Below are 25989 nucleotides of genomic sequence, written 5' to 3'. Positions count from 1 at the left end.
TATTACCAGCCTACTGCAACATCCAAAACAGAATCCGGTATTTCGTTATTAATAAATTCCTGTATTGACTCTTCAATAATATCCAAAGCCCTATCCAACTCTTCCTTGCTTATTACAAGGGGTGGTTGAATCCTTAGAACCCCTGAAGCTAGAAATATCACTATCACTCCTTTTTCCCAGCACCTATAGCAAATCTTTGCTGCCGCTTCCTTGTTCCCCTCCTTTGTAATCCTATCCTTTACAAGGTCAACTCCTATTGATAGACCCTTTCCTCTAACATCCCCTATTAACTCATATTTTTTCTTCATTTCATTGAACCGGGCCTTAGCGTAATCACCCAATTCCCTGGATCTCTCAAGCAGCCCTTCTTCCTCAATTATATTTATGGTCTCCACCGAAGCTGCACATGATAGCGCATTTCCGCTCATTGTAAAAAGGTGAGCCGGCGGACCCAGCGAGTCGGTGATTTCCTTCCTTGCCACTATTGCACTTAAAGGAACTCCTGATGCCATAGATTTTCCCATTACGATTATGTCAGGTACGACGTTAAAGTGTTCAATGCAGAACCATTTCCCAGTTCTTCCAAAACCCTGCTGTACCTCCTCGCTTACGAAAAGGATGCCGTTTTCCCTGCAAATCCTGTAGAGTTCGTTTACGTACTTTCCAGGAGGGACAATCAACCCTGCATCACCTGCGATTGGTTCCATCACAACAGCTGCAATTTCCTCTGGTGGCATGTACGTCTTAAGCGCTTCCTTAAAATCCCTTAAGCATTCCAGGCTGCAGCTGTCACTTTCCTTGCTATAGGAACACCTATAGCAGTCAGGATACTTGATATGGGATATATCAGGTAGAAGCGGTCCGATTTTCCTCCTCATATTCAAGCTGATTGCAGATAATGATAATGACCCCAGCGTTGATCCATGGTAGGAACCCACAAAGGATATTATCTTGGTTCTACCAGTATATGCTCTTACCATTTTTATCATTCCATCGTTGGCATCAGACCCGGACAGTCCGTATACGACTCTCTTCTCGAAATCTCCAGGAGTTATTCTGCAAAGTTTTTCTCCCAGGGATATGAGAGGCTCAGAGTATGTATATGCAGCTGTATAGCTTATAAAGTCTTCGAGCTGATCTGTAATCGCCTTTGTAATTCTAGGATGGCTGTGTCCTGTGTTCAGGGATGATGCACTAGAAAGCATATCTATGAACTTGTTTCCATCCATATCCTCAATAATTGCCCCTCTACCTCTCTTAATCGCCAGAGGGTAGTATGGTATTCTTGCAAAGTCCGAGTAAACCTTGGCATCTCTTTCAACTATCTCCATACATCTGTCATATTTCAATTTAAACGCTCCCTTTTTTCATCTACTTTACTTGATCCTCTACTCTTTGTACTCCAGCGATTAGCCTGTCGATATCTGGATTGATCATAAGTCTTACATAATTCTGTCCAAGTCCCACAAATTCCTTGCAAGATACTGATTTAATTTCTTGATCCAGCAGAAGTTTTTCAAGATCAGTTCCATTGTCAGGGTGCTTCAAAGTCATAATAGGCACCGATTCACTGGTCTCCAGCACCTGCAACTTACTTAAGGCCTTAATAAATTTTCCTTTTATGAGTATGATCTTTTCACAACAATCCGTCATGAAATCCGTATCCTGTATTGCAGCCTCCGCTAGATGCCTGGCAATACTGTTCATCTCATACGGGTTTGATATTTTTCGGTACTGTTCTGCAATCTCCTTTGATGTTACAATATAACCCGCTCTGATTCCCGCTAGTCCTATTCCCTTTGACAGTGATCTAATCACGATCAGATTGTTAAACTTATTGACCAATGATACGGCAGAAAGTTCCTTTGGAATGAAGTCACCGTATGCTTCATCAATTATTACCGGTCTGTCATACTCAGCTGCCTTAGTTACGATTTTTTCCAAGTCCTCCACATCTATGACCTGGCCAGTGGGATTGTTTGGATTGTCAAGGTAGAAAAGCGAATGTCCTCTATCCATCCTATCCATAAACTGTTCCGGATCCATTCTAAAGTTGTTTGAGCCTTCAAGTATATAGCTTTCGTATATTCCACCATTAGCCTGAACATCATCCACATAATCCGAGAACTGTGGAGAATATCCCAATACCAGTGATTGATTGTCCACAAATAGCTTATTAATTTTATAAATGAGTTCTATTGATCCGTCTCCCAGTACAATTTGATCCTCATCAATCACATTAATCCCTTTCCAATACTCCATAATGATATTCTTCAGGTTGAGCGCTGGTTTTGGATATGTATTTAGCTTAGTGACATCAAAATTTTTCAGTGAGTTCAACACCCTTCCAGAAATTCCAAAAGGATTGATTCCATTGGAACAGTCCATAAATCCTGAAGTATCCTTGATGCTACCATTTTCCTTGGCATAACTTGTTTTCCTCATATTCCTTATACAATCTCTAAACTCCAATTTTATCCCTCACCTCCTTTGCTAATCCATAATAGTATTTGCAACTTTCAAGCCAACTATTATTTGTGATCAAAATAGTTGGTGTTTTCTTTAGAATCAGCACCTTCAATCACCTTTAATTCCAACATTTTCAAGGGATTGCTTTTTTTCTGTAAACATTTCTCCAGTATTGCTTTTTTAGCTGTCGACCTGTATAATCAATACAGCATGTACCATATTGTTACACAAATATTTTTTCCATTATCTAACATATAGATTTTGCAACGTTTTCCTGGTTTTTTGCCATTATTTTCCACGCCTTGAATCCTTGCAATTCCAACAAATGCTTTTCATTGCTTTTCGAGGCAGCAATAGTGGTTAGTGCTACATTTTGGTACATGTAACTTATTGAGAGGTGGTACATATCATGGTATTAGAAAACAGAAACTCTGGGAACCTTGCTTTGCTTCAGGAGGATGTTAAATCAACGGAGGAATTGCTTAAGGATATATTTGAAAGTATTACAGATATGATTGGATTGGATGGTGTATCCTTATTCCTATGTAAAGATGACGGTAATCCAGTTTCTGGATTTTCATCATTCAAGGATTCAAATCCTGAGGAAACCTGGATGCTTTTCAACAGCGGTGAGCATGAGTTTGATGTATCCAAGTCCGGTCCATTGGAAACACCAGGGTGTGAAGAAGGCTACGTAATCATGGCTGTATCAACCAACATATCTCCTGAGACTCTTGCGAAAACACTGTCAACAACAAAGACCACACTCCAAAAATTATTTCTGGATTACACAGATATAAGCAAAAAATATAAGTATCTCCTTGACTGTCTTGATTCTGTGGATGAGGGAATTTCCGCATGTGATGGTGATGGATTTGTAACATATATCAACCAGCCTGCCTGTAATATGCTTAAATCAGAGAAAAGGGACATCCTGCACCAGGATCTGAAAACCTTCATCCCTAACTCCATCCTGGTAAAAGCCATCAAATCAAGAAAACCTGTTCTGGATGTGGAATATCAGATTGAACTTCCCAGTCACTCTGTTAATCTTATGAACTCGGCTTATCCTGTATTCGATAATGTCGGTTCGCTCACTGGTGCAATAGATATATACAGGAAAAAGACAAGATCCATAAAGGTCGCTTCTGATCTTATGGGACACTATGCAAATTACGATTTCAGCAATTTTATTGGAAATAGCAAACAGATAAAGGATACCATTGAAATAGCAAAGAAATTTTCAAAAAGCGACAAGAACGTACTCATCCTTGGAGATAGCGGAACAGGCAAGGAACTTATGGCACAGGCAATCCACAACCACAGTTCCAGAAAGAACGGACCCTTTGTAGCCATTAACTGTGCCAGCTATCCAAGAGACCTGTTCGAAAGTGAGCTGTTTGGATATGACGAAGGAGCCTTCACAGGTGCCAAAAAGGGAGGCAAAATCGGAAAATTCGAACTTGCAAACGGAGGAACGATATTCCTTGATGAAATCGGTGAAATGCATATGCATCTGCAGGCAAAGCTCTTGAGAATAATAGAGGACAGAAGCCTAAGCAGGATTGGAAGCAATAAAAAGGTTGACATAGATGTTCGTATAATCGCTGCCACCAACAGGAATCTCGAGGACATGATTTCCAGGGAATCATTCCGGGAAGACCTGTACTACAGGCTGAAGGTTCTCTACCTTTCACTTCCACCCCTTAAGGACAGGGGGAGTGATGTGCTTGAGCTATGCAATTATTTTGTCCACAAATTTTCCAATGACACCATTAAAGGAATTTACGGATTGGACGATGAAGCCAAGGAGTTGGTGCTTAACTATGATTGGCCAGGGAACATACGAGAGCTGGAAAATATAATCTCCCTATCATTGTTCTATTGTGATGGAGAATACGTCACCAAGGATAATCTGTTGAGAGCCGGGCTATTGGCTGACGAGGCCACCCTGTCAAAGGTTGGAGGCAAGACCAAGGATCTTTCCGAAATAACGGCTGAGCTTATATTAAAAACCCTTGATGAGAATAATGGAAACAAGAAGAAGACAGCTGAGCAGTTGGGGATATCACGTAACACAATTTACAGAAAGCTAAAAACCTACAAAAATTCATAAAACAAGGCTGCAGGTTATTTTCTCCTGCAGCCTTGTTTTATAGCTTAGACTTAATCAATTTTCCCAACTTCTCGATTCCTTCAAATATCCGCTCCGGTGGCACGGCACCAAAGCTCATCCTCATGGCATTGCTGCCCATTCCATTTCCATCTGTGTAGAAGCCCTCTCCGGCAACATATGCAACCATTACATCAGGGTCGCTTAGGGACTCCTTAAGTAGCTCCGTTGTGTTTATATCTTCCGGAAGCTCCACCCAGGTGAAAAGACCTCCGTCTGGGTAGGTCCATTTTGCCTCTTTGGGAAAATACATCTTCAAAGCCTCCATCATTGCATCCCGTCTTTCCCTGTGAATCTCACAAAGCCTTTTGTGATGTTCCTTGTAGTGGCCCCTTTTGAAGAACTCAGCACAGAGAATCTGAGGAAGCATTGGGGTGTGTGAATTTGTAGCTGATTTTGCATCGTATATCTTGTCAATTATGGATTTGTCTGCCAGGATATACCCTAGACGGCTTCCCGGTGAAAATATCTTTGAAAAGCTGTTTGCAAGGACTGTATTCCCGGTCTTATCAAAGGACTTAATGGGTGGAATCTCCTCACCACTGTATCTTATGTCCCTGTATGGGTCATCCTCAAGGATTATTACATCATACTCGCTTCCAAGCTCTGCAATTCTTTTTCTTCGTTCCAGGGTAAGGGTTCTTCCTGTTGGATTTTGGAAGGTTGGAATTACATAGACCATCTTTGGATTATGCTCCCTGATCTTCTCTTCAAGATCCTCAGGATCCATACCGTCATCATCCATCTTGACGGAGATGCATTTGGCCTGGAACATGTCAAATATCTCAACACTATGGACAAAGGTCGGTGATTCAACAAGAATCACATCACCTGGATCGATGTAGAGCTGACACATGAGGTTCATTGCCTCGAGACCACCGGTCAGTATCATAATGTTGTCGGGGTCTGCCTCCACACCCTTGGGAGCCAGAAGGTCGGTCCCTATTATTTCCCTAAGGTCCTTTATCCCTTCAACCGGTCCGTAGGAAAGAGCCTCATAGCCCCTTGAATCAGTCCTTAGTATGTCCTGGGATATCTCCCTTAGGATATCAACGGGTAGTGATTCCTTTGCAAGAGCACCCCCTCCAAAGGATATCATCCCTGGATTTGTCATGGCCCCGAAAAGACCCCTTATTACATTTGCTGAATCCTTCATGTTTTCCATTCTATTTGAAAACTTAACCATATCACTTCACCACTTTCAATAGTTTATTAAAGTCTTTTGGCAAGAATACTCCTTTTTCTATAGGTAGTAGTATTCTTGCTAGAAATTCACACAAACACTTGTTCGATTAAGCTAGCTGTGATATACTCATATCAAGGAGTTGAGTATGATGAACAGAGCATATAAATATAGAATATACCCAACAACTGAACAGGCTGATTTAATTAACAAAAACATTGGTTGTAGCAGATTCATCTACAATCATTTTTTAGCATTAGCTAAAAGTGATGGATACCTTAGCTACAATCAATATGCAAAGGCTCTTCCCTTGCTTAAAAAAGCATATCCATTTTTAAAAGAAGTGGAATCCACCTCTCTACAACAAACACTAAAGGATCTAGACAAATCCTTTGCTCGCTTTTTTAAAAAGTCAGGAGGTTTTCCTAAATTTAAAAGCAAGCGAAACCCTAAGCAGAGCTATCGTTGTCAAATGGTAAATAACAATATCCGAATTACAGACAACCACATAAGACTACCAAAGCTAGGTTTAGTGAAATTTGCTAAATCCAGAGAAGTTGAAGGCAGAATACTTAATGTCACCATCTCCAGGACCAACACGAATAAATTCTACATCTCGATTTGTGTTGATACTGAGATCGAGACCATGGCCTCATCTTCTGGCGAAATTGGCATCGACTTAGGCTTAAAAGACTACTTGGTAACTTCGGAAGGCTTAGTGGTACCTAATCCTAAACACTTTAGAAAATATGAACGGCAACTAGCCAAAGCTCAAAGGAGACTTTCCAAGAAAAAGAAAGGCTCTCAAAATCATAAAAAAGCTAAGCTTCAAGTAGCACTTCTTCACGAGAAGATCGCAAATACTAGAAAGGATTTCCTGCATAAACTATCCACTACAATAGTAGCCGAAAACCAAACTATCGTTGTAGAAGGATTAAAACCTAAAAACATGATTAAAAACAGACGGTTATCCAAATCTATAGCTGATGCATCTTGGGGCAGATTTCTTAATATGCTTGAATACAAGTCATCTTGGTACGGAAGAAACTATGTCCAAGTAGATAGCTTTTTCCCAAGTAGTCTGCTCTGTTCAAATTGTGGCTATATTAACCAAAACATAAAGAAGCTACATATCAGGACATGGGAATGTCCTTCTTGTGGTGCATTTCATCATAGGGATGAAAATGCAGCTAAAAACATCAAAGCCGAAGGCTTGAGAATAGCTTCATAAGCCTTTTGCCACTATATGTTAGGGTGCTGGAACCACCCGATTTTAAGCCTGTGGAGTCCTAAATAAGGCCTAGCTATCTTAGGAGGCACAAGACTATGAATCAGGAATCTCCCACTTCTATAAGTGGCGAGAGTGTTCAATAAGTGATGATACACTATTTTCAACTGAATTGCAATAGTCAGTCTATTCCTCTTCCCTCATGTCAACCAGGACCTCACTGTTTATTGAAGCCTCCTTAAAGGTACCCATATTTTCCAGGGTGAACAGAGCCGTATCGAGAATCTGGAAAGCCAGGGGACACCCAGAGCCCTCTCCAAGTCTCATTTTCATGGTTACCATAGGGGACATGTCAAGCACCTTCATCATTGCCACAGACCCTGGCTCCTGTGAAAGGTGTGATGGTATTATATAGTCCCTAACATTGGGATTAAGCTTTATTGCACAAAGTGCTGCGGCTGATGATATGAATCCATCCATCACAACAGGCTTTCTGTTCTTTGCGGCTGATAGGAACAGTCCGCACATTCCTCCTATGTCAAAGCCTCCAACCTTTGCCAGGACATCAATTGGATCATCCTTGTCAGGCTTGTTAACCTCAATGCCACGCTTGATGACGTTCATCTTGTGCAGGTATTGGTCCTCGGTCAGTCCTGCACCCTTGCCACAGGTAATTGCAACATCCAGGTCTCCCAGCACGCTTAGCATGGCAGCGGATGTTGTTGTATTTCCCATTCCAAGCTCTCCTGTCCCAAGGATGTCATACCCCTTTTGGAAGAGCTCATCCCCAACCTCTATTCCTGTTTCGATGGACCTGATAGCCTCATCATGGGTCATTGCGCTCTCAACAGCAAGATTCCTTGTCCCATTTGCAATCTTTTTATCCATTACTCCGGGAATGTCAACCTGTCCATTCATTCCCAAATCAACGGTGACAAGGTCAGATCCCACAAATTTTGCCATGGTAGCGACTCCAGTTATTCCCTTTGTCATGCTCTCTGCAAGGAGCTGGGTGAAAACCTGGGGCGCTGCACTTACACCCTCCTCAAGAACTCCATTGTCGCTGCACATTACCACTATGACCTTCCTGTCAAGTTTGTTGTCTACCTTCCCTGTAATACCTGAAAGCTTGATTGTCACTTCCTCCATAAGTCCAAGACTCCCTATGGGCTTAACAAGTCCATCCCACTTATTCCTGGTCCTTTCCATAGCTTTCCTGTCTGCAGGCTTGATCACGTCAAGTGTTTCCTTCAATAAATTCATTTTACCACCCCTTCTTACATAGTTGGTCTACTTCTTCTTTCTATTGTGCTCCACTATCTTGGAATTTATGTAGTCATAGCCATTTGGTTTGTGGGGAATAATGCAACCTGTACAATCCTTTATCCCATCTAGCAGCCTGAAGTTCCCTCCGCAATCCTCCATAAGATAAAGGGGGCAGTAGCAGAACATACAGTTAAACTCCTCCTTGTTCTCAACCTTGTGGCAGGGAAAATATTCACATGCCGTATTTCTGTAGAATCTATATGAATTCTCCATTTCACTTCACCCCTTGTATAATCCAATTGCATCTATCTTCATGGTCACCAGGTCATGATAGCCATCATTTCCATTTCTGCCAATGACTATGGGAACTATTCCAAGGTCCTTGCATGCCAGTAGCTTTTCCCTTGTTCCACCTCTATCCCCACTATCCTTCATGACAACGTAGTCGGCCTCATATTCCCTGAACATCTCCCTGTTCAGCTCCCTTGAAAAGGGACCCAGCAAGGCCACTATATCCCTCATTGCGATATTTTCCTCCAAACATATACGGAGGCTCTCCTGGGAGGGTATTATCCTGTATACAAACCTATTGTCTCCCTTGAGCTTTTCAAACTCAGGTAGAGTCTTAACCCCTGTTGTAAACAGTATGGTCCCCTTCAAATCCCTGACCCGCTCATAACAGGAGCTAAAGGAGTCAACGTATACCGCCTCGTTAAATTTCTCAGTTGATTTTCTGTTAAACACCAAATATGGAATGCCTTCATTTTCGGCAGCCTTTTCTGCATTTCTTGAAACCTCAACGGCATATGGATGTGACAGGTCAGCCAAAACCTTGATCCCGTTACTCCTTACAAATTGAATCATTCCATCATAATCAAGTCTTCCTGTCAGTACCTTTCCTCTTGATAGGATTCGTTTACCATCTTCTGTAGCCACTGTGACAATTAGTTTCTCCCGGTTCTCAAAAAGATTTATGAACTCCCTTGCCTCGGAGGTCCCACCAATTACCCATATCATAGTATATCATATCCTCTTGGGGTTATAATCAGGTTGTCTCTAATATATGTATTACTGTTACCGATTATAAGGACACTCATCATGTCCACCGCTTCATAGTCCATTTTCCCCAGTGTCCAAACCATTTTTTCAGTCCCTTCTCTTCCTGAATTCTTCACTAGACCAACTGGTGTTCCCTCATCCCTGAATTCCAGGATTATATCCACCGCCCTCTTGAGATAGTCCGGTCTCCCCTTTGATCTTGGGTTGTAGATGGAGATCACAAAATCCCCTTGTGCTGCTAGTCTCAGCCGTTTTTCAATGGCTTCCCAAGGTGTTAACAGGTCACTGAGGCTTATTGTTGCAAAATCATGCATTATGGGACTTCCCAGGTCCGCAGCCGCTGAAAAGCAGGAGCTAACTCCTGGAACAATTTCCACTTCAACGTCCCCAGACATTTCCAGTATGGGCCCAGCCATCCCATAAAGGCCTGCATCCCCTGTGCTTATTATTGCTGTATCCTTTCCTCTTCTGACAAATTCAACAGCCATTCTGCAGCGATCCAACTCTGCCCTCATTCCTGTGGAGTAGACTTCCTTTCCTCCAATAAAATCCTCAACATACTTGAGATATCCATTGTATCCCACAACTGCATCACAGGACCTCAACACATCCACCGCCCTGTAGGTCATGTGTTCAAGGCCGCCAGGTCCAATCCCTACAACATATAGCTTGCTCAATCTCCTACGCCTCCCTTGATATGGATATGGTTATTCCGTCTCTAATCGCCTTTTGGACAAGCATCTCTCCTCCAAGAAGATATGCCACCGGCTGGGATACGGAATAGACCCCCACACTTTCTTTTACAAACTGTGACTTTGGAAATCTATCCTGGACCCTTTCGATGTCCTCCATTGATACCACCTTCAGATTGCACCTAAAATACTCCGCAGCTTCCAGTATTCCAGGTTCTTCCCTTTTTATCTCAACCGTTCCGATGTTTCCTATTGAATCAAGTGACAATTCATTTTCCCTGAACAAATCCTTGATAAACTGAATTATACCATCCCCACCAGCTCCCCTTCTGCAACCTATCCCAACATTTATGTTCCTGGGCCTGAGCAGTAGATATGGAACTCGGGGCAGCCGAATCCTCCGTTTGCTTGAAACAATTATCATTCCCGGCAGACTACTCTTTTCAACCTCCTTTTCACTTAGGTCCACCCTGCCCTCATAGCCTATTTCCGGTTCGCACTCACTGTAGAATCCCACTGGCTTTCCGTTTACCATTGATGCTGTTATTCCTGTAAGGCTCTCAGGATTTGTGATAAGGTAGTTGTTTTCCTTTGCAAACAGGTCCGGTGCCTGTATCCCTCTTATGTCTGTTGCTGTTGTAATGACTACAGTGGAACCGGTTAGGATGCCGATTTTCTTTGCCAGAAGATTTGCACCCCCCAGATGACCAGAAAGCAAGGGTATTGCGTATTTTCCAAGATCATCCATACAAACCACTGCAGGGTCCACTACCTTGCTCGCAATTAGAGGTGCTACCAGCCTGGTCGCAATGCCTGCAGCCGATATGAACACGAGGGCATCATATGAGTGCCAAAGCTTCCGGACAAGGCAAGGCGCAGACCCATCTTCCCTTGAAAAGGGGTAATGTGTGAAGCAGAATCCTTCAATAGCCGACTTTGCAAGCTTCTCCCCCCCTAAATGGCCTTCCTTGCTGAATGATATCACTGCAGACTTCATCCTTTTTCACTCCTGTACATATGGGAGAATCCAGGATCATAGAGAAGAGACCTGTGGAATTGCTCTCCAATGAAATCCCCCACAAGAATCTGGGCGGTTTTTTCGATTTTCTCATTTCTGACCTTTTCCCCGATGTCTTCAAGCGTTCCAAGCAGTATCCTCTGATCCTCCCAGCTTGCCTTATACACAACTGCAACAGGAACATCCCATCTGCCGTATCCTTTTGCCAGTTTCCCGACCACCTTGTCAATCTCCTTTACAGAAAGGAAAATCGCCATTGACGACTGATGCCTGGCAAGATTTTCAAGAGCCTCCCTTTCCGGAACCGGAGTCCTGCCTTCCATCCTGGTAAGAATTACAGTCTGGCTCACTCCGGGCAAGGTGAACTCCCTGTTGATCGCGGCGCAGGCTGCTGTAAAGGAGCTGACTCCAGGGATTACCTGATAGGGGATTCCTCTCCTCTCCAGCTCCCTTATCTGCTCCCTTATGGCGCCATATATGGTAGGGTCTCCTGTGTGAAGCCTCACTACCTTCTCGCCATTCTTGAAGGCCTCCTCCATTGCATGTACAACTTCCTCAAGGGTCATTGATGCACTGTTCATAGCTGTGGAATCCTCCCTGCAGAACTTAAGATGCCCCTGTGAAACAAGACTTCCGGCATATATTACAAGGTCCGCCTCTTCCATTAGTTTTCTTCCCTTTACTGTAATCAGGTCCAGGTCTCCGGGCCCAGCACCGACAAAGCTTATCATTCTATTTCACTCCCCTTACTATAAATACAGGGTTCTGACCTTTTAGTATTCCGGCTTCATTTATGTCAGTGGCCTGAACCATTCTGGCCTCAACTGATCTGTATCTTCGAAGCTTTAGCAGCTGCAGAAACCTGTTGAGATTACCAAGGGTAATGAATGCTGCACAAAGGATTCCATCCTCCCTTAGGTTCCTGTCAAGGTAGTCCATTATATCCTCAAGTTTACCTCCACTTCCCCCTATAAAGCACTTGTCCACAACCCTTTCAGGGAGATTGAATGGGGCCTCACCCTGGACCAGGTCCAAGCTTACCTGGAATCTGTCCTGGTTCTCCCTAATCAGGCTTATACCATCCTTTTCACGTTCTATGGAAATCACCCGGGCACCACTTAAGGCCGCCTGAACTGAAACCGACCCTGTACCGGCTCCAATATCAAGAAACAGCTCACCTTCCTTTATCTCCAGCAAGCCTATGACAAGGGTTCTGGTGACAAACTTCGTCATTGGTACATTCCCCCGTGCAAATTCATTATCCCTTAAAAGCTTCATTCTCAATCACCACCAAGCTTAATTTTGAATCCATCACTATTTCATCCCCTATCCTGCAGCTTACAATAAGTTCATCCTCATAGGACAGATTGCACCCTGCATGTATTTTCCCCCTGATTCCAAGCCCACGCAGCTTTTTGGAAATGTCATCAGGAGTCTCCCCGCTATCCAGAAGGATCACAGAAACCCTGCTCCTCTTTACCCCCTGGGCGTCCAGTTCCCTTCCATGGCCTGAAGTTAGAAATGCATCCTGCCAGTCCATTCCAAGAGCTGACATCATGTATTGAAATGATGATATCCCTGGAATCACCCTCCCGACAATGACTCCCCTTTTCCTGAGATAACCTGCTATCCCGTAGAATAAGGGGTCCCCGGAAGCCAAGAGCAGACAATCCCCTTCATCTTCAACATGGCCCATCACATCCTCAACCGATTTGACCTGAACCACGTCATCTCGAAGACCTGCAATGTCCCTTGCAATTCTTCCAAATGCAATGACCTTCCCGGCACTTCTGATCCTTTCCACCACTTCTCCAGTGAGCAATCTTGGATTTCCGGGACCTGCACCTGCAACAGTCAACATAGGTCGACACCCCCTTCCATGGAGTACATAATAACCCTGATTTCATATCCGTCATCCTTTAAATATGTCCTGATCCTTTCCTGGGCCGATTCTTCCATCCTTTTGACAACCTCTGGGTATCCCTCGTCAATGCAGCGGTGTACAGCTTCCTCTGCAGTAAGGCAGTTTTGAAGGTCTTGCAGAAAGTCCAGAGGAACACCCATCAGGGCCAGATGATATACAAAAGCCTCAATTCTGGTGTCGCAGATCCTGCTGTGGGTGTTGAATGCCCCTATGCTTAGCTTTGACAGCTTCCCAACGTGTCCAAGAAGTGCTATTGATTTGAACCCCTTGTTATAGGCATATTGGATGCTATCACCGATAAAGTTGGAAATCTTTACTGCCGGAAGTTCCAGCGACATACCTTCGGCCAACTTTTCACCATGATTGCCAAGGACCAGTAAAAGTCCAGTGTCCCCTCTCTCCAAAAGAACCTGGTCCATCTCAAGATAGATCGTCTTAAGAAGAGCCTTCTCACTCATGGGCTGTACTATTCCAGTTGTTCCTATTATTGAGATTCCACCTTCAATTCCAATGTTCCTGTTGAAGGTTTTTTTCGCAATTTCCTCACCCTCGGGAACGAATATCTGGACATTGTAACCTGTGGAGCCAGGCTGCTGAAGTTCCCTTCCAATCATCTGCCTGGGAACTTTGTTTATTGCATGCTCCCCCACTTCACCGAAAATTCCCTTCCGGACTATTCGACCTACACCAACTCCACCTGAAATGATTATCTTGCCGTCACTTCTCTTGGACACCCTGGCAAAAACCTCAATTCCATCTGTGGCATCAGGATCATCTCCTGCATCCTTTATTATGGAGCAGATTGCTTCATCCCCTTCCATATACCTCTTGTTCACTTCAAGTCTCAGTGTTACTCCAAAAGGGGTCCCGATCTCCACACAGTCCGATGATATACCCTCAAGCATCAAGGCTGCCGCCTTAGCGGCACCTGTGGCACAGCTTCCCGTTGTATAGCCGCGTCTTAGCTTCTTGCCAGCCACAATCTCATGTCCAAGTCCATTGTCAATCATCTTTCCACCAACATGTAAAGGAGTGCGTTTACTATTGATGCCGCTACATTACTGCCTCCCTTTGTGCCTATGGTACTGATGCTTGGAATGGAAAATGACCTTAACAGTTCCTTGGATTCAGCCGCTCCCACAAAACCCACTGGGACTCCCACCACAAACCTCGGTTTGAGGTTACCTTCCCTAACATGTTCCAGAATTCTGAACAGGGCGGTTGGAGCATTGCCCACAACAAACATCTCGATGCCCTCCTCCACCGCAAGGTCGACGGCGCATGCAGACCTTGTGGTGTTCTTTTCCCTTGACATCTGGTATACTCTTTCATGGTTGATGTAGGTTCGAACTTCACAGCCAGCTTTTTCGATGGCCCTTTTGTTGATGCCGGAGGACGCCATTGTGGTATCTGTAAAAATAACTCCCCTCTTCTTGATTGATTCCTTAGCCTTCTCCATGAAGTCATTCCTAAGATCAATTATTCCCATATACTCAGTGTCTCCGGTGGTGTGTATCATTCGCTTTGCCACAAGGAGCTCTTCGGCTGAAAATCCAGGATTCATCGTTGAGCCATCAATTATTTCCATGCTGGTTTTTTCGATTTCCCATGGGTCCTTAATATACATCTTCTCCACCTCCATTGCCGATTCTATCCAAAATACCTGATAGAAGCTCCCTCTTTCCGGCAAAGTTTATGTGCTGGTAATAGCCCAGGATATTGTTCTTTTTGTAGCCGCAGCTCCAGCCCTCCTGCCCCATTGGTTTTTTCACCTTGAATATTGCATCTTCCGTATTATCAGCAACCGACTTGTGGAATTCATTCCCAGGTATGACAGTTCCCGCCTTTCCCAAAAGGCAATCCTTCTCAAGTTGGATGTTGACATAGCCGAATCTTTGAAGACGTCCTGTCATTCTTGCATCACCCCTTAGTAGTCCGCACATTTCAACTCCTTCCAGGGTATCCATCAGGTACATCATCCCCCCACCTTCAGCGAGGATGTAACCACCTTTATCCGCGTATGATTTAATTGACTCGATCATCCCTTTGTTACCGGAAAGCTCCTTAAGGTACTTTTCCGGGTAGCCACCTCCCAGAAGTACCAGATCCGCCTCTGGAATCTCCTTGTCGTGCATTGGTGAAAAGCAAAAGACCCTTCCCATGGATTCCAAAAGCCTGAGATTTTCCCTGTAGTGGAATGAGAATGCATCATCCATCGCAACTGCAATCCTGAGATCGGTCCTTTCTGGTTTGTCCATACTTAAAATGTCCACATCTTCTGCAAGCTCAACCAGCTTTGCAAGGTCCAGGTTTTCCTCCACCAAGGAGGCCATTTTTTCGATTCTCTTCTCAAGCCCGGCAATACTCCCGGGTTCAAGGAGACCCAAAGCTCCACTCCCTATTCTTAGGTCCTCGTCATAAGGTATATGACCCAATACAGCAAGGTCTGTATGGTTTTCAATGACTTCCTTAAGCATTTCATACATTTTTCTGCTTGTCTTGTTCAAGATCACGGCCCTTATTCTGGAGTCTCCGAATTCAGCCATCCCCTTTATTTTCGGTATGGCAGAAAACATCTCACCTTCTGGTGTGTACACCAGCACTGCAGGTATATCCAACTGCCTGGACAGGTCGTAGGAGGAGTTCTCCCATGAATTAGAAGCTCCGTCGAAATATCCCATCACCCCTTCTATTACAGCCATATCTCCTTCGCCCATGGAAATAGCTTCCCTCACACCTTCCACCCCCTGCAGGTGAAGATCCAGATTTCCAGCCCTTGAACCAGCCGCCATTGAAAGAAACTTTCCATCTATGTAATCCGGTCCGGTTTTGTAGGGGCTGACAAGAAGTCCTCTGTTTTCAAGTGCTCTAATGATCCCTGTAGTGATGGTTGTCTTTCCTGTGTTGCTGGTTGGGGCTGTTATCATAAATCCTTTCATGATATCAAGACCTCCTTTAGCTTCATAAGAAACATCTCCTGAATTTTTTCCATTTCTCCAAGAGGAATCATATCAATATGAACCTTGTAACCATTTTCCTCCAGAATGCTCTTCCATGAATCCTCCTCATCCGATGCCATATCATTCTTCACATGGTCTCCCGCCACAAGCATAAATGGCTTGAGTGTAACCGATCCAGCCTCTGACCCATCAAGGCTGCTGATTACATGATCGATGCCGGCACTTCCTTCAATGGAACCCAGAAAAATATTGTCAAAACCTTTTTTCCTGAATACTTCAGACAGCCTGTCATAGGATACATCAGCCGAATGCTTGGACCCATGTCCCATAAGGACAAGAGGTCTTTCCCCAAGACTTCCAAGCATACCTGCTATGCTTCTGTAGTCGGAATCATCCCCCAAAAGCGGAGTGCCCACTCTTACAATTGTATTTGAAGATTTTTTCATAAAGTCCCTTGCCGCCCTTAGAATCTTCTCGAACTCAAGTCCACCGATTATAAGAAATGGCTGGATGTAAATGTCTGTGACTCCTTCTGACTGGAGATTTTCCATTGCTCCCTTAAGGTCCTTTACCTCTATGCCATAATTGCTTTTCAACCTGTCTATGACCACGCCTGATGTGAAGGCCCTCCTAAATGGAACACCCGGAAACTCTTCAGTTATTCGGTTCTCTAAGACATCAATCGTCCTTTCTCTTGTATCCTGATGTGTCGTTCCAAAACTGGCCAATATTATTCCCTTCTTCATTTTTGCTCCTCCTATCATTTTCAAAAAGCTCCTTTGCACTTCTCTCCAGCGGAAACCCAAGATATGCGTGTATCGCAGCAAGCCAAGGCATTTTAAGACTGGCCCTTTCCAAAAGCCCCTTATCCAAGAATACCTTTGTTGGAGTTCCTTCTCCAATCACTTGTCCCCCTGACAGCACATAGATATAATCACACACCTCATATATGAAATCCATATCATGACTTGAAACAACAATCCTTCTGTCCCTTGATTGAGTATGTATTATTCTCTTTAGAGACTCTTTCATTTGGGGGTCAAGTCCAGATGATGGTTCATCCATTAGGATTACCTCTGGATCCATGGCAAGGATGCCTGCAATGGAGACTCTCTTTTTCTGGCCATAGCTTAGGAAATGTACCGGCTTGTTCCCAAGGGGCGTCATATCCACCTTGTCCAGGGAACTTCTCACTTTCTTATGAATGAGTTTCTCATCCATGTCCAGGTTTCGAAGCCCAAATGCCACATCATCATATATCCTTGAAAAAAATATCTGTTTTTCAGGATCTTGAAATACCATGTTCACATGTTGTCTATGCTGTCTCAATCGCTTCTTTCCAAATTTCAAAAGCTCATCCTGGACAGTGATCCTTCCTGAGCTTGCCTTGATGACTCCCATCACTGCAAGAAGCAAGGTCGATTTCCCGGAGCCGTTTGCTCCTATGATTCCAATGGATCTTCCAGCGTTGAAATCCATGTCCACCCTTTTCAATGCATGTGTTCCATCATCGTATGTATAGCTTAGGCCTTCAATTCTTATCATCTAATCACCCATCTTGAATTGTCCATTGTAATTTCTGCATTCCAATGAAATCACCATGGCGTCATATCTTGAAAAAACCCTCTTGAAAAGTTCCTTCAAAAGCATTGCCCACGAAATCCTCGCTACCCTAAAACTTTCATATCCGTGCCTTAGCTCCTGGGCCCGGTAGATCACTATTGCCTCCTCCAGAAAAATGAATATGCTCCTGTAGATAAGAACCGATACCTCCAACAATACCTTAGGGACATGGTATCTCAAGGCTACCCTCATTATGCTGTCGGCAGAGGTTGTAAGTGCCAGGAAAATGGTTCCCGATAGAGCTGCAGCTGACCTTGATATGGTAAGAACCCCATCTGCAACCGATTCCTGGGTGAACCCATAGTAATGCGGCCCCAATCTTACCGACCATGCCAATATATTATCGGCAGATATATTCAAGACTATCCCAAAGAATCCCATCAGCATGAAACCAAAAGGAATTGCCAACACTTTGCTGTAAAAGGATAATGGAATCCCACATGCCAATGTGGAAACCGCCATAACAATGAAAATCCCGGCATTTATCAACCAGTTTCCGGATGACATGGCTATAAGTATTGCCAATATGCATACTGCAACCTTTATACCTGGACCGATATCAGCTATCTTGTTTGTGTAAGCATACCTATCCATGGGAAGCAAGTTTTTTTCTCTCCTTCAAAATCCCAAGCACATACCCCATCACACCTGAACCCATTGCTACCTGCAATGAAAACAGCAGGCTCTCGATTTCCCCGCTGGGTGGCTCCCAGAATGGTTTTGCCCATGGTTCATATCCCGGATTCATTTCCAGAACTGCCTCTTCCGCTTCCCCATCGGCTCCGCCAAATTCTGACTGACCCATGAAAAAGAGTGGCCCTGATGCAATAAGTACAATCAGGATAATAACCAATAGATTGCTATTTCTCAGAAGTTTCATGCCCTCACACTCCTCGTTTTTATTGAAATACCAGTGGAATTAACTTCTTTATACCTTGTCCACGTTTAGCATGGTCTTGCTTGATGTGTTGTACTCAATTATCATGCCATAGACCAAAGCTGTAAGAATTCCTTCGATAATTGCAATGGGTATTTGGGTCAAAGCAAATATTGACATGAATTTTGCAAGGGCTGCTCCAAATCCTCCTGCCCCATCGGGAAAGGCCACGGCCAGCTGGAGTGCCGTCACTGCATAGGTAACAAAATTTCCGAGGGTTGCTGCCAAGAAAATCACATAAGACATCTTCATATTTCCCCTGCCAAGTGCCTTGTATACTCCAAATGATACAAAAGGTCCGATAATGGCCATTGAGAACATGTTGGCCCCTAATGTAGTCAGTCCTCCATGAGCGAGTAGAACAGCCTGAAACACCAATACAATCGTGCCTATGACAGTAGTTGTCAAAGGTCCAAAGATTACTGCACTAAGCCCAACCCCAGTGGGATGAGAGCATGATCCAGTTACTGATGGGATCTTAAGGGCTGACAGGACAAATACGAATCCCCCAGCCAATCCAAGAAGCAGCTTCGCATTGCTATCCTCCTTTACAGTTTTTTTCAACTTCATGGTTCCAGCCACAAAAAACGGCAGCGACACAAGCCCCCAGAAGACTGCATGCTCAATAGGTAGAAAACCCTCCATGATATGCATTCCATGACCTATTTCCGGAGTTGCCATAAGAATCACCACAATTATTGCAGCTACAAGATTTTTCCTGCTCATTTTCATATCCTCCCTTACTAGCTACTCCCTAGAATTATTTGCCATTATCCTGCTGAGTTTTTCAAGAAGCATTTGATTGCTCTTAAGATCCTTAACTGCAATCCTTATGTGATTATCTGAAAGCACCTTGAAGGAGCTGCATTTTCTGACCATTATTCCCTCATTAATCAGCTTTTGAAATATGTAGTCCTCGTTCACCTTCTCCAGTCTAAGTAGAATATAGTTGGACTGTGATGGGTAGGGATGGATTCCTGGTATCTTTTTGATACCATCTAAAAGTTCCTCTCTTCGTAGGTTTACATATTCCTTAGTCATACTTATGTATTCCTTGTCCTTGAATATATGAAGTCCCGCCCTGTCTGCCATGGAATTTACACTCCAGGGAAGCTGCAAACCCCTTATCTTCTTAGCCTTGATTGCCCCAGCACAACAATACCCAAGTCTTATTCCCGGTAGCGAAAAGAATTTTGTAGCTGCCCTGATTATTCCAACCGACTCATAGCCCCATTCCCTGAACAGTTCAACCGAGTCATAGTCTTCAGGGGAAAATTCAAAGAATGCTTCATCCAGAAGCAAATATGCTCCAGAATGGACAACTTCCTCATGCAGCCTGATTAGCTCCTCTTTTTCTATCCTCTTTCCAGTTGGATTGTTTGGATTTCCAAGGATTACAAGGTCACCCCTCCTCAGCTTACCCATGAAGGAGTCCAAATCAAGGCTGTAATCCTTCTTGGACTGAATCAGAAGAAGCTCCTTATTGTGGGCCTGGGCTCTCAATTCGTATTCTGAAAAACATGGCTCCATAAGAACAACCCTATGGGAATCCATTATAAAATTGTCAATTATCTCAACCGCTCCGTTTCCAACTATGGTATTCTCCATTCCACACCCGAGGTAGGCTGAAACCTCCCTGCCCAATCGCCTATACTGAATATCCGGGTATCTCAAAAGCTCGTCATATCCCTTTAAAAGGTGGTCCATAAGTCCCTCTGGAGGCCCCAATGGATTTATGTTGCTGCTGTAATCCAGAATTTCACCCTTGAATCTTTCTCCGTATGTATAGATATCTCCTCCGTGCTCCATATCATGCTCCCTCCTTTGTCCTGCCACCTGGTATGAAGAATTTGCAATTGTTGGCAGTATCCTCATATATCCTTGCATCTATTCCAAAAACATCCTTTAGCATATTCCGGTCGATTACATCCCCAGGTCTACCATGGCTGTGAACAGATCCGTCCTTGAGAACATAGATACTGTCCGAATACCTCCAGGCGTGGTTAAGGTCATGAAGTACCATCAAAACCGTTATGCCAAGGCTTCTGTTCAGATTTTCAACAAGCTCCAGAACCTCCATCTGATATGAGATGTCAAGGTATGTGGTTGGCTCGTCAAGAATCAGAAATCTTGGTTGCTGGGCTAGTGCCATTGAAATCCAGGCCCTCTGCCTTTCTCCTCCAGATAGGCTGTGCATGCTCCTGTCCCAGTAATCCGCCATCCCTGTCAGTCTCATAGCCTCCATTACAATCTCCCTGTCTTCGCTTCCGAATCTATTTCCAAAGGAAAGGTGGGGGTGTCTCCCATAGGACACCAGCTGCTCCACTGTAAGGTCGGTATTGAGCTTCTTTTCCTGGGGTAGCACCGCTATAAGCCTTGCAAGCTCCTTTGTGGGAATCGACCCTATACGCCTTCCGGAATAGCTGATTTCACCTGAATGGGCCTTGATAAGCCTTGAAATGGTTTTGACAAGGGTCGACTTTCCTGACCCGTTGGGCCCTATCAAGGAGATTATTTCACCCTCATGTGCCTCTAAATGGATGTTCTTTAGGATTCTTTTGTTCTCCAGAAAAACCTCCAGGTTGCTAACTTTAAGATCCATGATGACCCCTCCCTTTTCTCAGTAGATAAAGAAAAAACGGTGCCCCCAGTGAGGACATTATAATTCCCACGGGTATCTCCATTGGTGCGAACATTACCCTGGCCAATGTGTCACAAAGCAGCAGTATTGTGCCGCCCATAAGCATGGAGCCTGGAATGAGATATCTGTGATCAGATCCCAGGAAAATCCTGGTTATATGCGGAACCATAAGCCCAACAAAACCAAGCATCCCAACAACTGACACAGCAGCACCCGCCAGCAGTGACGAAACCCCTATGGCAAATAGTCTAGTCCTTTCAACCCTCATTCCCAGTCCCGTGGCAACATCATCCCCCAGAAGGAGAATATTCAGCTTCCCGGGCAAGAGCAGGGCCGCTGCCACTCCTGTCAAAATAAACGGGTAAACCATGTTTACATCCCTCCAGGTTATGGCGGATAATCCTCCAACCATAAAACCTAGAACACCGGAAACCCTTTCCGGATAGAAGGTCATCAGGGCATTGTTCCCCGCTCCGAAAATAGAAGATATGGCAACCCCTGCCAGGATAAGTCTGGATGGCATGACCCCGTCCTTCCAGGCCAGGAGATATATGACCATTGTGGCAGACAAGGCCCCTACAAATGCCCCAAATGGGACTAGGAAGAAGTATTGGGGAAACAGAATCAGTATCAACAAACCAAAGAATCCACCTCCGGCAGATACCCCTATTATGTTGGGCCCTGCCAGGGGATTTCGCATGATACCCTGCAGAATTGCACCTGACAGGGACAGCGCCACTCCAACAAGAATTGCCGCCACAGTTCTTGGAAACCTAACATTCCATATAATCTGTCTGTTTGCCGTGACCTCCTCTGAAATCATGGCTGCCGAAATTTCAGATATACTAATCTTGACTGCACCATTTCCAAGGCTTAGGAAGATTGCCAGAATAAAAACTGCAAAGATTGCCCAAAGTACCGCTGATTTTTTTGCAATGTTTAGCGTTTCCATGGCTCTGTTCACTTAGTTGAAAACTTCAGGGTAGAGTATCTTGGCTAGACCCTCATAAGCCTCTCCATACCTGCTGTTTGCCTTATATGTATAGAGGTCCTTTGGAAGAATGACATAGTTCTTGTTCTTGACTGCAGACAGTTCACTCCAGGCTGGGTTTGACTCCACCTCTGAAACAAGTCTTTCAGTTATTGCCTCCATATCAGATCCCATTGTCTGCACCAGTATGTAATCAGGGTCCTCAGCTATCACCTGCTCCATGCTAAATTGTGTTGTCTCCATCAAGGTATCTCGTTCTGCAATATTTACGGTTTTAAGATCATTGAGCATTTCCCCCAGTGTTGACAGGGAGCCCCTTGCAGACACCGACTTTGATGTGGCGAACAGAATGAGCACTGTGGGATTGTCCTCATCGGGTACTCTCTCGATTATTTCACTGATATCTTTTTCAACATTTTGTGCAGTTTTCTCGTACAGGTCAATCCTGTCATTGACCAGGGCAAATAACCTTGAAATCTTGAAATAGTCGTCCTTGAACTCGTATGTAAGCGCCATTATTGGTATTCCGTTATCTTCCAGGGGTTGAATCATTTCCGTTGAGGACTTTGAATTTGAGCTGAGTATGACAAGGTCAGGCTGAAGGGAGATTACCTTTTCAAGGCTTATTGAACCAAATCTACCGACTGTCTCGACGCTTTCAGTCCCTGGCACCACACTGTTTGGGTCTTCTACCATTCCGACCATTTCTCCACCGTTTTCAACCCATATGTCAACAAATGAGTTCATAAGCACCACGACCCTTTCAGGGTTCTTTTTCAACTCAATCCTCTCTCCTCGACCATCGTCAAAAGTCACTGTTTCCCCTTTATCCTCAATCTTGTATCTATCCTCAACGTTGTCAGCTTTCGACATGCTTCCCGCTTCCGCTTCTCCTGCTGCCGGATCCGCACCTGCTGAACAGCCTGCTAAAGTAATGGTTACCACCAGAAGCAGCAAAATCAAAATATTTTTCTTAGTCCCTAACATCCTTATCCTCTCCTTGTCTTCGTGCAATTATCATTGATATATACGACTGATCTTCCAGTATCTCACTCCTGCTTTCTGTGATCTGCTCACCTGGAAGTGTGGCCTCCCTCACGTATGTGTACCAGAACCCCTTATCCTCCATTGAGTCCAGAATATCCATCTTATCCTTGCTGGTTTTTAGAACTGCCATGGAATCTGATACATCCAGGATGTCTTTCCTGAAATAATCACATAGTGAGAATACCTCCCCCTTGGAAACCAGTGGTTTTTGGGCTTTTGCCGCAGCAGCAACAAATGATGGTATTCCAGGTACAACTTCCAGCTCAATGGACTTCCCCTCCAGCCGTCCCATTATGTATATGGCGGTACTGTATATCATTGGGTCTCCGATTGTCACAAACACTCCTGAACCCCTCCAGGGAACATTATCAAGAATTATCCTTGCTGCTTTGCCATAGTCATATTCTGTCACTTCTCCCATGGGGAATCCTATCCTGCAAACTTTTTTCCCTGATATAAGCTCCTTGATGGTATCCAGTGCCATATTTCTTCCCCTATTGTCGGGAACAAATATAACATCAGCCTCCCGGATCACTCTGACGGCCTTTCTTGTAAGAAGCTCAGGATCTCCCGGACCGGTTCCAGTAAAATATATCTTTCTCATGGCGCCTCCTTTTCAAAAAATTAAAAACTTCTCTCTTTTACCACATTAGAGAGAAGTCGTCTGTTCTGAAATATATCACTGCCGTTTTGGTCCAGGGCGCAAAAAAAATCCCATGAACTCAAAGACAGGGATAAACTATTAAACCAGCATATCCTTCCCTCCGAAGGTTACTAAAGTATTCAAGGCAGGTCTCCTGGCTTATGATTCACCCTACTTTCAGCACCTTCCCGGATTATCCAGTGGTATCTGCTGATTTCGTCATCAATTACAGTAGCGGGGGCTGCATGGGATTTTAACCCATTTCCCTTTTAATATTAAAAACCTAAATACATATATTAAATTGTCATCTAAATGCTACCACATGCCCGCAAGTTTTACAACAACAAAAATCAGGACAAACAGAATTTCAGACCTGAACATTATTCCAACAGCTTCCTCAACATGTGTCTTTTCAAGGGGTTTCAAGGGATCTCCGATGGTGGGTTTGTGGACCAAAACTCCCTTGTACCTGCTGCTTCCTCCAAGCTGCACCTTAAGGATACCCGCAGCTGCGCTTTCAGGGTAGCCACTGTTGGGGCTTTTGTGATTTCTTCCATCCCTTCTTACAATCCCAAAAGAAGCTTTCCTGTCAGTTCCCCTTGGTGCTGAAAGGATCATAAGAACAGCGGACAATCTTGATGGAATAAGATTCAGAAGGTCATCGGTCCTGGCAGCAAAGCAACCAAGGTCCTTGTATTTCTCATCCTTATAGCCGATCATTGAATCCATTGTGTTCACAAACTTGTAGACCATGCCTCCGGCCACTCCAAAGACCATGATATAAAGCAGAGGGGCTATGACTCCATCGGATGTGTTTTCAGCAACAGTTTCCACGGTCGCCCTTATTACTCCCTCTTCTGAAAGACTCTCAGTATCCCTTCCCACTATAAAGGACAAGCTTTTTCTTCCTTTATTCAGACTGATGCCAAGGGAGTCCATAACCTTTCTTGCCTCATCGGAGAGATTTCTCGCCGCGATGCATGTGTAGATGAGATAGACCTTTACAGCACCCTGAACAAAGGGATAGCCATCAAAGACCCGAATAATTCCATAGACAACCAATACTGCCAGTCCAATGTTTGCAAGTGTCAAAATGGTTCCTGCCAGTCTAAGCCCTTTTCCAGACTTGGCAAACCTTCTTGAAACCTCTTCCTCAAAGCTTATTACTCTGCCCATTAGCCTCACCGGGTGAGGCATGTTTACCGGATCTCCCAGAATAAAATCCAGTAGAACAGCAAGGAGCACTTCAATCATTTATCTCACCCAGCAAGGAGTAAATGTAATCCATATCCAGGGAGTCCCTAACAATTTCGCTGAACCTGTCTATTTCCATCTGGAGTGAATCTATTCCAGATTCCCCGTGAAACTCCTTTTTACTCCCTTCCACAATTGAATCCTCGTCAGCTATTTGAGTTTCAGCGTAAGGAACAATTCCAAGCACCGGTATGCCAAGTTTCTCTTCCAGAATTTTGATCCCTGAATCCAGAAGTGATGCATCTCCCCTGAACTTGTTGATGATAAGACCCTTGATCCTTCTTCTCTCATGTGGTTCAAGGAGCATAACGGTCCCGTAAAGCGCGGCAAAGGCGCCTCCCCTGTCAATGTCAGTCACCAGAAGCACTGGTGCATCTGCCATTTCAGCCATTCCCATATTGACAATGTCATCCTGTCTAAGATTTATTTCAGCGGGACTTCCGGCACCTTCAATCACCACTATGTCATGGCTGCTGTGAAGCTCATCATAGGTGGACCTTACTGTCTCCTTCAGTGACTTCCTGTATTCAAAGTACTCCCTGGCCTCCATAAGGCCAACCTCTTCACCATGGAGGAGAACCTTGGAGCCTGTATTTGTATCCGGAATCAGCAGTATCGGGTTCATTTGGGTTTGGGGCCTTTTTCCGGCGGCCACTGCCTGTATTGCCTGTGCCACACTGATTTTTTTGTGATCTTCTGTGTAGGTGAACTCCCTTGACATGTTCTGGGACTTAAAGGGACTGACATTGTGACCGTCTTTGCTGAAAATCCTGCAAAGAGCCATAGACATCATGCTTTTGCCGGCAGATGATGTGGTTCCTTGAATCATAATGCTGCTCATCAAATCACTCCTTCTTAATATGAAATTTGTCTCCTCTGAG

The 25989-nt window shown here is 44.3% G+C and carries 28 protein-coding genes and 1 riboswitch; of the genes, 2 read left to right on the top strand and 26 right to left on the bottom strand.

Going from position 1 to position 25989, the window contains the following annotated elements:
- Positions 1 to 2: 2 nt before the first annotated feature.
- Both ACKVDP_RS09310 and ACKVDP_RS09305 read right to left on the bottom strand, forming a co-directional pair.
- A complete protein-coding gene (locus tag ACKVDP_RS09310; protein ID WP_409228557.1) occupies positions 3 to 1349 on the bottom strand; it encodes an aspartate aminotransferase family protein in 1347 nt (448 codons plus the stop codon).
- Between the two features lie 22 nt (positions 1350 to 1371).
- Positions 1372 to 2472, bottom strand: a complete 1101-nt coding sequence (locus ACKVDP_RS09305) for a pyridoxal phosphate-dependent aminotransferase (protein ID WP_409228556.1) — start codon at positions 2470 to 2472, stop codon at positions 1372 to 1374.
- Positions 2473 to 2878: 406 nt separating this feature from the next.
- On the opposite strand from ACKVDP_RS09305, the gene ACKVDP_RS09300 reads away from it, so the two are divergent.
- Positions 2879 to 4585: a sigma-54 interaction domain-containing protein gene (locus ACKVDP_RS09300; RefSeq protein ID WP_409228555.1), complete on the top strand. Its 1707-nt coding sequence runs from the start codon at positions 2879 to 2881 to the stop codon at positions 4583 to 4585.
- Between the two features lie 37 nt (positions 4586 to 4622).
- Here the strand turns inward: ACKVDP_RS09300 and ACKVDP_RS09295 are convergent, their stop codons facing one another.
- A complete protein-coding gene (locus ACKVDP_RS09295) occupies positions 4623 to 5828 on the bottom strand; it encodes an aminotransferase-like domain-containing protein (RefSeq protein ID WP_409228553.1) in 1206 nt (401 codons plus the stop codon).
- 145 nt (positions 5829 to 5973) lie between these two features.
- On the opposite strand from ACKVDP_RS09295, the gene tnpB reads away from it, so the two are divergent.
- Positions 5974 to 7056 carry an IS200/IS605 family element RNA-guided endonuclease TnpB gene (tnpB, locus tag ACKVDP_RS09290; protein ID WP_409228552.1) on the top strand — a complete coding sequence of 361 codons (1083 nt, stop codon included), beginning with the start codon at positions 5974 to 5976 and terminating at the stop codon, positions 7054 to 7056.
- Between the two features lie 183 nt (positions 7057 to 7239).
- On the opposite strand, the gene cobT is transcribed toward tnpB, so the two are convergent.
- From cobT to ACKVDP_RS09175, 23 genes are all read right to left on the bottom strand, one after another.
- Entirely contained in the window at positions 7240 to 8316 is a 1077-nt protein-coding gene (cobT, locus tag ACKVDP_RS09285) for a nicotinate-nucleotide--dimethylbenzimidazole phosphoribosyltransferase (protein ID WP_409228550.1), read from the bottom strand.
- 27 nt (positions 8317 to 8343) lie between these two features.
- Positions 8344 to 8592, bottom strand: coding sequence for a cysteine-rich small domain-containing protein (locus ACKVDP_RS09280; RefSeq protein ID WP_409228549.1), 249 nt, complete (start codon positions 8590 to 8592; stop codon positions 8344 to 8346).
- Positions 8593 to 8598: 6 nt separating this feature from the next.
- Positions 8599 to 9336, bottom strand: coding sequence for a precorrin-6A reductase (gene cobK, locus ACKVDP_RS09275; protein ID WP_409228548.1), 738 nt, complete (start codon positions 9334 to 9336; stop codon positions 8599 to 8601).
- Positions 9333 to 10055: a precorrin-3B C(17)-methyltransferase gene (gene cobJ / locus ACKVDP_RS09270; protein WP_409228546.1), complete on the bottom strand. Its 723-nt coding sequence runs from the start codon at positions 10053 to 10055 to the stop codon at positions 9333 to 9335. Before cobJ ends, cobK begins: the two co-directional genes overlap by 4 nt.
- A gap of 4 nt (positions 10056 to 10059) precedes the next feature.
- On the bottom strand, positions 10060 to 11067 hold the full coding sequence (gene cbiG / locus ACKVDP_RS09265; protein WP_409228545.1) for a cobalt-precorrin 5A hydrolase: 1008 nt from the start codon (positions 11065 to 11067) through the stop codon (positions 10060 to 10062).
- Positions 11064 to 11819: a precorrin-4 C(11)-methyltransferase gene (gene cobM / locus ACKVDP_RS09260; protein ID WP_409228544.1), complete on the bottom strand. Its 756-nt coding sequence runs from the start codon at positions 11817 to 11819 to the stop codon at positions 11064 to 11066. Before cobM ends, cbiG begins: the two co-directional genes overlap by 4 nt.
- Before the next feature lies 1 nt (position 11820).
- On the bottom strand, positions 11821 to 12321 hold the full coding sequence (gene cbiT / locus ACKVDP_RS09255) for a precorrin-6Y C5,15-methyltransferase (decarboxylating) subunit CbiT (protein ID WP_409228543.1): 501 nt from the start codon (positions 12319 to 12321) through the stop codon (positions 11821 to 11823).
- A 25-nt stretch (positions 12322 to 12346) separates the two neighbouring features.
- On the bottom strand, positions 12347 to 12949 hold the full coding sequence (cbiE, locus tag ACKVDP_RS09250; RefSeq protein WP_409228542.1) for a precorrin-6y C5,15-methyltransferase (decarboxylating) subunit CbiE: 603 nt from the start codon (positions 12947 to 12949) through the stop codon (positions 12347 to 12349).
- Positions 12943 to 14022, bottom strand: coding sequence for a cobalt-precorrin-5B (C(1))-methyltransferase CbiD (cbiD, locus tag ACKVDP_RS09245; protein WP_409228541.1), 1080 nt, complete (start codon positions 14020 to 14022; stop codon positions 12943 to 12945). Before cbiD ends, cbiE begins: the two co-directional genes overlap by 7 nt.
- On the bottom strand, positions 14019 to 14639 hold the full coding sequence (locus ACKVDP_RS09240; RefSeq protein ID WP_409228540.1) for a precorrin-8X methylmutase: 621 nt from the start codon (positions 14637 to 14639) through the stop codon (positions 14019 to 14021). Before ACKVDP_RS09240 ends, cbiD begins: the two co-directional genes overlap by 4 nt.
- Positions 14629 to 15951, bottom strand: coding sequence for a cobyrinate a,c-diamide synthase (locus tag ACKVDP_RS09235; protein ID WP_409228539.1), 1323 nt, complete (start codon positions 15949 to 15951; stop codon positions 14629 to 14631). Before ACKVDP_RS09235 ends, ACKVDP_RS09240 begins: the two co-directional genes overlap by 11 nt.
- Positions 15948 to 16718, bottom strand: coding sequence for a sirohydrochlorin cobaltochelatase (locus ACKVDP_RS09230; RefSeq protein WP_409228538.1), 771 nt, complete (start codon positions 16716 to 16718; stop codon positions 15948 to 15950). The genes ACKVDP_RS09235 and ACKVDP_RS09230 overlap by 4 nt, the downstream gene beginning before the upstream one ends.
- Entirely contained in the window at positions 16651 to 17517 is an 867-nt protein-coding gene (locus ACKVDP_RS09225) for an energy-coupling factor ABC transporter ATP-binding protein (protein WP_409228537.1), read from the bottom strand. Before ACKVDP_RS09225 ends, ACKVDP_RS09230 begins: the two co-directional genes overlap by 68 nt.
- Positions 17518 to 18189: a cobalt ECF transporter T component CbiQ gene (gene cbiQ, locus ACKVDP_RS09220; protein ID WP_409228558.1), complete on the bottom strand. Its 672-nt coding sequence runs from the start codon at positions 18187 to 18189 to the stop codon at positions 17518 to 17520.
- Positions 18182 to 18475, bottom strand: a complete 294-nt coding sequence (locus tag ACKVDP_RS09215; RefSeq protein ID WP_409228536.1) for an energy-coupling factor ABC transporter substrate-binding protein — start codon at positions 18473 to 18475, stop codon at positions 18182 to 18184. The genes cbiQ and ACKVDP_RS09215 overlap by 8 nt, the downstream gene beginning before the upstream one ends.
- Before the next feature lie 48 nt (positions 18476 to 18523).
- Entirely contained in the window at positions 18524 to 19258 is a 735-nt protein-coding gene (locus ACKVDP_RS09210; protein ID WP_409228535.1) for an energy-coupling factor ABC transporter permease, read from the bottom strand.
- A 21-nt stretch (positions 19259 to 19279) separates the two neighbouring features.
- The gene (locus ACKVDP_RS09205) at positions 19280 to 20341 is read right to left on the bottom strand and encodes a pyridoxal phosphate-dependent aminotransferase (protein ID WP_409228534.1); all 1062 of its coding nucleotides are present in this window, start codon (positions 20339 to 20341) and stop codon (positions 19280 to 19282) included.
- Between the two features lies 1 nt (position 20342).
- Complete coding sequence (locus ACKVDP_RS09200; RefSeq protein WP_409228533.1) at positions 20343 to 21134, bottom strand: ABC transporter ATP-binding protein; 792 nt, start codon at positions 21132 to 21134, stop codon at positions 20343 to 20345.
- Positions 21124 to 22125: a FecCD family ABC transporter permease gene (locus ACKVDP_RS09195; RefSeq protein ID WP_409228532.1), complete on the bottom strand. Its 1002-nt coding sequence runs from the start codon at positions 22123 to 22125 to the stop codon at positions 21124 to 21126. The genes ACKVDP_RS09200 and ACKVDP_RS09195 overlap by 11 nt, the downstream gene beginning before the upstream one ends.
- A 12-nt stretch (positions 22126 to 22137) precedes the next feature.
- Positions 22138 to 23151 (bottom strand): ABC transporter substrate-binding protein, encoded by a 1014-nt coding sequence (locus tag ACKVDP_RS09190; RefSeq protein ID WP_409228531.1) that lies wholly within the window; start codon positions 23149 to 23151, stop codon positions 22138 to 22140.
- Positions 23138 to 23815 carry a precorrin-2 C(20)-methyltransferase gene (locus ACKVDP_RS09185; RefSeq protein WP_409228530.1) on the bottom strand — a complete coding sequence of 226 codons (678 nt, stop codon included), beginning with the start codon at positions 23813 to 23815 and terminating at the stop codon, positions 23138 to 23140. Before ACKVDP_RS09185 ends, ACKVDP_RS09190 begins: the two co-directional genes overlap by 14 nt.
- 166 nt (positions 23816 to 23981) lie before the next feature.
- Positions 23982 to 24155, bottom strand: a riboswitch (cobalamin riboswitch).
- 14 nt (positions 24156 to 24169) lie between these two features.
- Positions 24170 to 25108, bottom strand: coding sequence for an adenosylcobinamide-phosphate synthase CbiB (gene cbiB, locus ACKVDP_RS09180; protein WP_409228529.1), 939 nt, complete (start codon positions 25106 to 25108; stop codon positions 24170 to 24172).
- Positions 25101 to 25949, bottom strand: a complete 849-nt coding sequence (locus ACKVDP_RS09175) for a cobyric acid synthase (protein ID WP_409228528.1) — start codon at positions 25947 to 25949, stop codon at positions 25101 to 25103. The genes cbiB and ACKVDP_RS09175 overlap by 8 nt, the downstream gene beginning before the upstream one ends.
- Positions 25950 to 25989: the final 40 nt, after the last annotated feature.

Origin of the sequence: Gudongella ferriphila, from assembly GCF_046224405.1 — a bacterium.
Lineage (GTDB): Bacteria > Bacillota > Clostridia > Tissierellales > Tissierellaceae > Gudongella.
The sequence above is the reverse complement of the archived record's forward strand: the minus strand, read 5'-3'. Positions and strand labels throughout refer to the sequence as shown.

Excerpts from the sequence above, each read along its gene's own strand:
- ACKVDP_RS09300 (WP_409228555.1), top strand. The coding sequence starts at position 2,879 with ATGGTATTAGAAAACAGAAACTCTGGGAACCTTGCTTTGCTTCAGGAG.
- ACKVDP_RS09295 (WP_409228553.1), bottom strand. The coding sequence starts at position 5,828 with ATGGTTAAGTTTTCAAATAGAATGGAAAACATGAAGGATTCAGCAAAT.
- tnpB (WP_409228552.1), top strand. The coding sequence starts at position 5,974 with ATGATGAACAGAGCATATAAATATAGAATATACCCAACAACTGAACAG.
- cobT (WP_409228550.1), bottom strand. The coding sequence starts at position 8,316 with ATGAATTTATTGAAGGAAACACTTGACGTGATCAAGCCTGCAGACAGG.
- ACKVDP_RS09280 (WP_409228549.1), bottom strand. The coding sequence starts at position 8,592 with ATGGAGAATTCATATAGATTCTACAGAAATACGGCATGTGAATATTTT.
- cobK (WP_409228548.1), bottom strand. The coding sequence starts at position 9,336 with ATGATATGGGTAATTGGTGGGACCTCCGAGGCAAGGGAGTTCATAAAT.
- cbiG (WP_409228545.1), bottom strand. The coding sequence starts at position 11,067 with ATGAAGTCTGCAGTGATATCATTCAGCAAGGAAGGCCATTTAGGGGGG.
- cobM (WP_409228544.1), bottom strand. The coding sequence starts at position 11,819 with ATGATAAGCTTTGTCGGTGCTGGGCCCGGAGACCTGGACCTGATTACA.
- cbiT (WP_409228543.1), bottom strand. The coding sequence starts at position 12,321 with ATGACGAAGTTTGTCACCAGAACCCTTGTCATAGGCTTGCTGGAGATA.
- cbiE (WP_409228542.1), bottom strand. The coding sequence starts at position 12,949 with ATGTTGACTGTTGCAGGTGCAGGTCCCGGAAATCCAAGATTGCTCACT.
- cbiD (WP_409228541.1), bottom strand. The coding sequence starts at position 14,022 with ATGATTGACAATGGACTTGGACATGAGATTGTGGCTGGCAAGAAGCTA.
- ACKVDP_RS09240 (WP_409228540.1), bottom strand. The coding sequence starts at position 14,639 with ATGTATATTAAGGACCCATGGGAAATCGAAAAAACCAGCATGGAAATA.
- ACKVDP_RS09235 (WP_409228539.1), bottom strand. The coding sequence starts at position 15,951 with ATGAAAGGATTTATGATAACAGCCCCAACCAGCAACACAGGAAAGACA.
- ACKVDP_RS09230 (WP_409228538.1), bottom strand. The coding sequence starts at position 16,718 with ATGAAGAAGGGAATAATATTGGCCAGTTTTGGAACGACACATCAGGAT.
- ACKVDP_RS09225 (WP_409228537.1), bottom strand. The coding sequence starts at position 17,517 with ATGATAAGAATTGAAGGCCTAAGCTATACATACGATGATGGAACACAT.
- cbiQ (WP_409228558.1), bottom strand. The coding sequence starts at position 18,189 with ATGGATAGGTATGCTTACACAAACAAGATAGCTGATATCGGTCCAGGT.
- ACKVDP_RS09215 (WP_409228536.1), bottom strand. The coding sequence starts at position 18,475 with ATGAAACTTCTGAGAAATAGCAATCTATTGGTTATTATCCTGATTGTA.
- ACKVDP_RS09210 (WP_409228535.1), bottom strand. The coding sequence starts at position 19,258 with ATGAGCAGGAAAAATCTTGTAGCTGCAATAATTGTGGTGATTCTTATG.
- ACKVDP_RS09205 (WP_409228534.1), bottom strand. The coding sequence starts at position 20,341 with ATGGAGCACGGAGGAGATATCTATACATACGGAGAAAGATTCAAGGGT.
- ACKVDP_RS09200 (WP_409228533.1), bottom strand. The coding sequence starts at position 21,134 with ATGGATCTTAAAGTTAGCAACCTGGAGGTTTTTCTGGAGAACAAAAGA.
- ACKVDP_RS09195 (WP_409228532.1), bottom strand. The coding sequence starts at position 22,125 with ATGGAAACGCTAAACATTGCAAAAAAATCAGCGGTACTTTGGGCAATC.
- ACKVDP_RS09190 (WP_409228531.1), bottom strand. The coding sequence starts at position 23,151 with ATGTTAGGGACTAAGAAAAATATTTTGATTTTGCTGCTTCTGGTGGTA.
- ACKVDP_RS09185 (WP_409228530.1), bottom strand. The coding sequence starts at position 23,815 with ATGAGAAAGATATATTTTACTGGAACCGGTCCGGGAGATCCTGAGCTT.
- cbiB (WP_409228529.1), bottom strand. The coding sequence starts at position 25,108 with ATGATTGAAGTGCTCCTTGCTGTTCTACTGGATTTTATTCTGGGAGAT.
- ACKVDP_RS09175 (WP_409228528.1), bottom strand. The coding sequence starts at position 25,949 with ATGAGCAGCATTATGATTCAAGGAACCACATCATCTGCCGGCAAAAGC.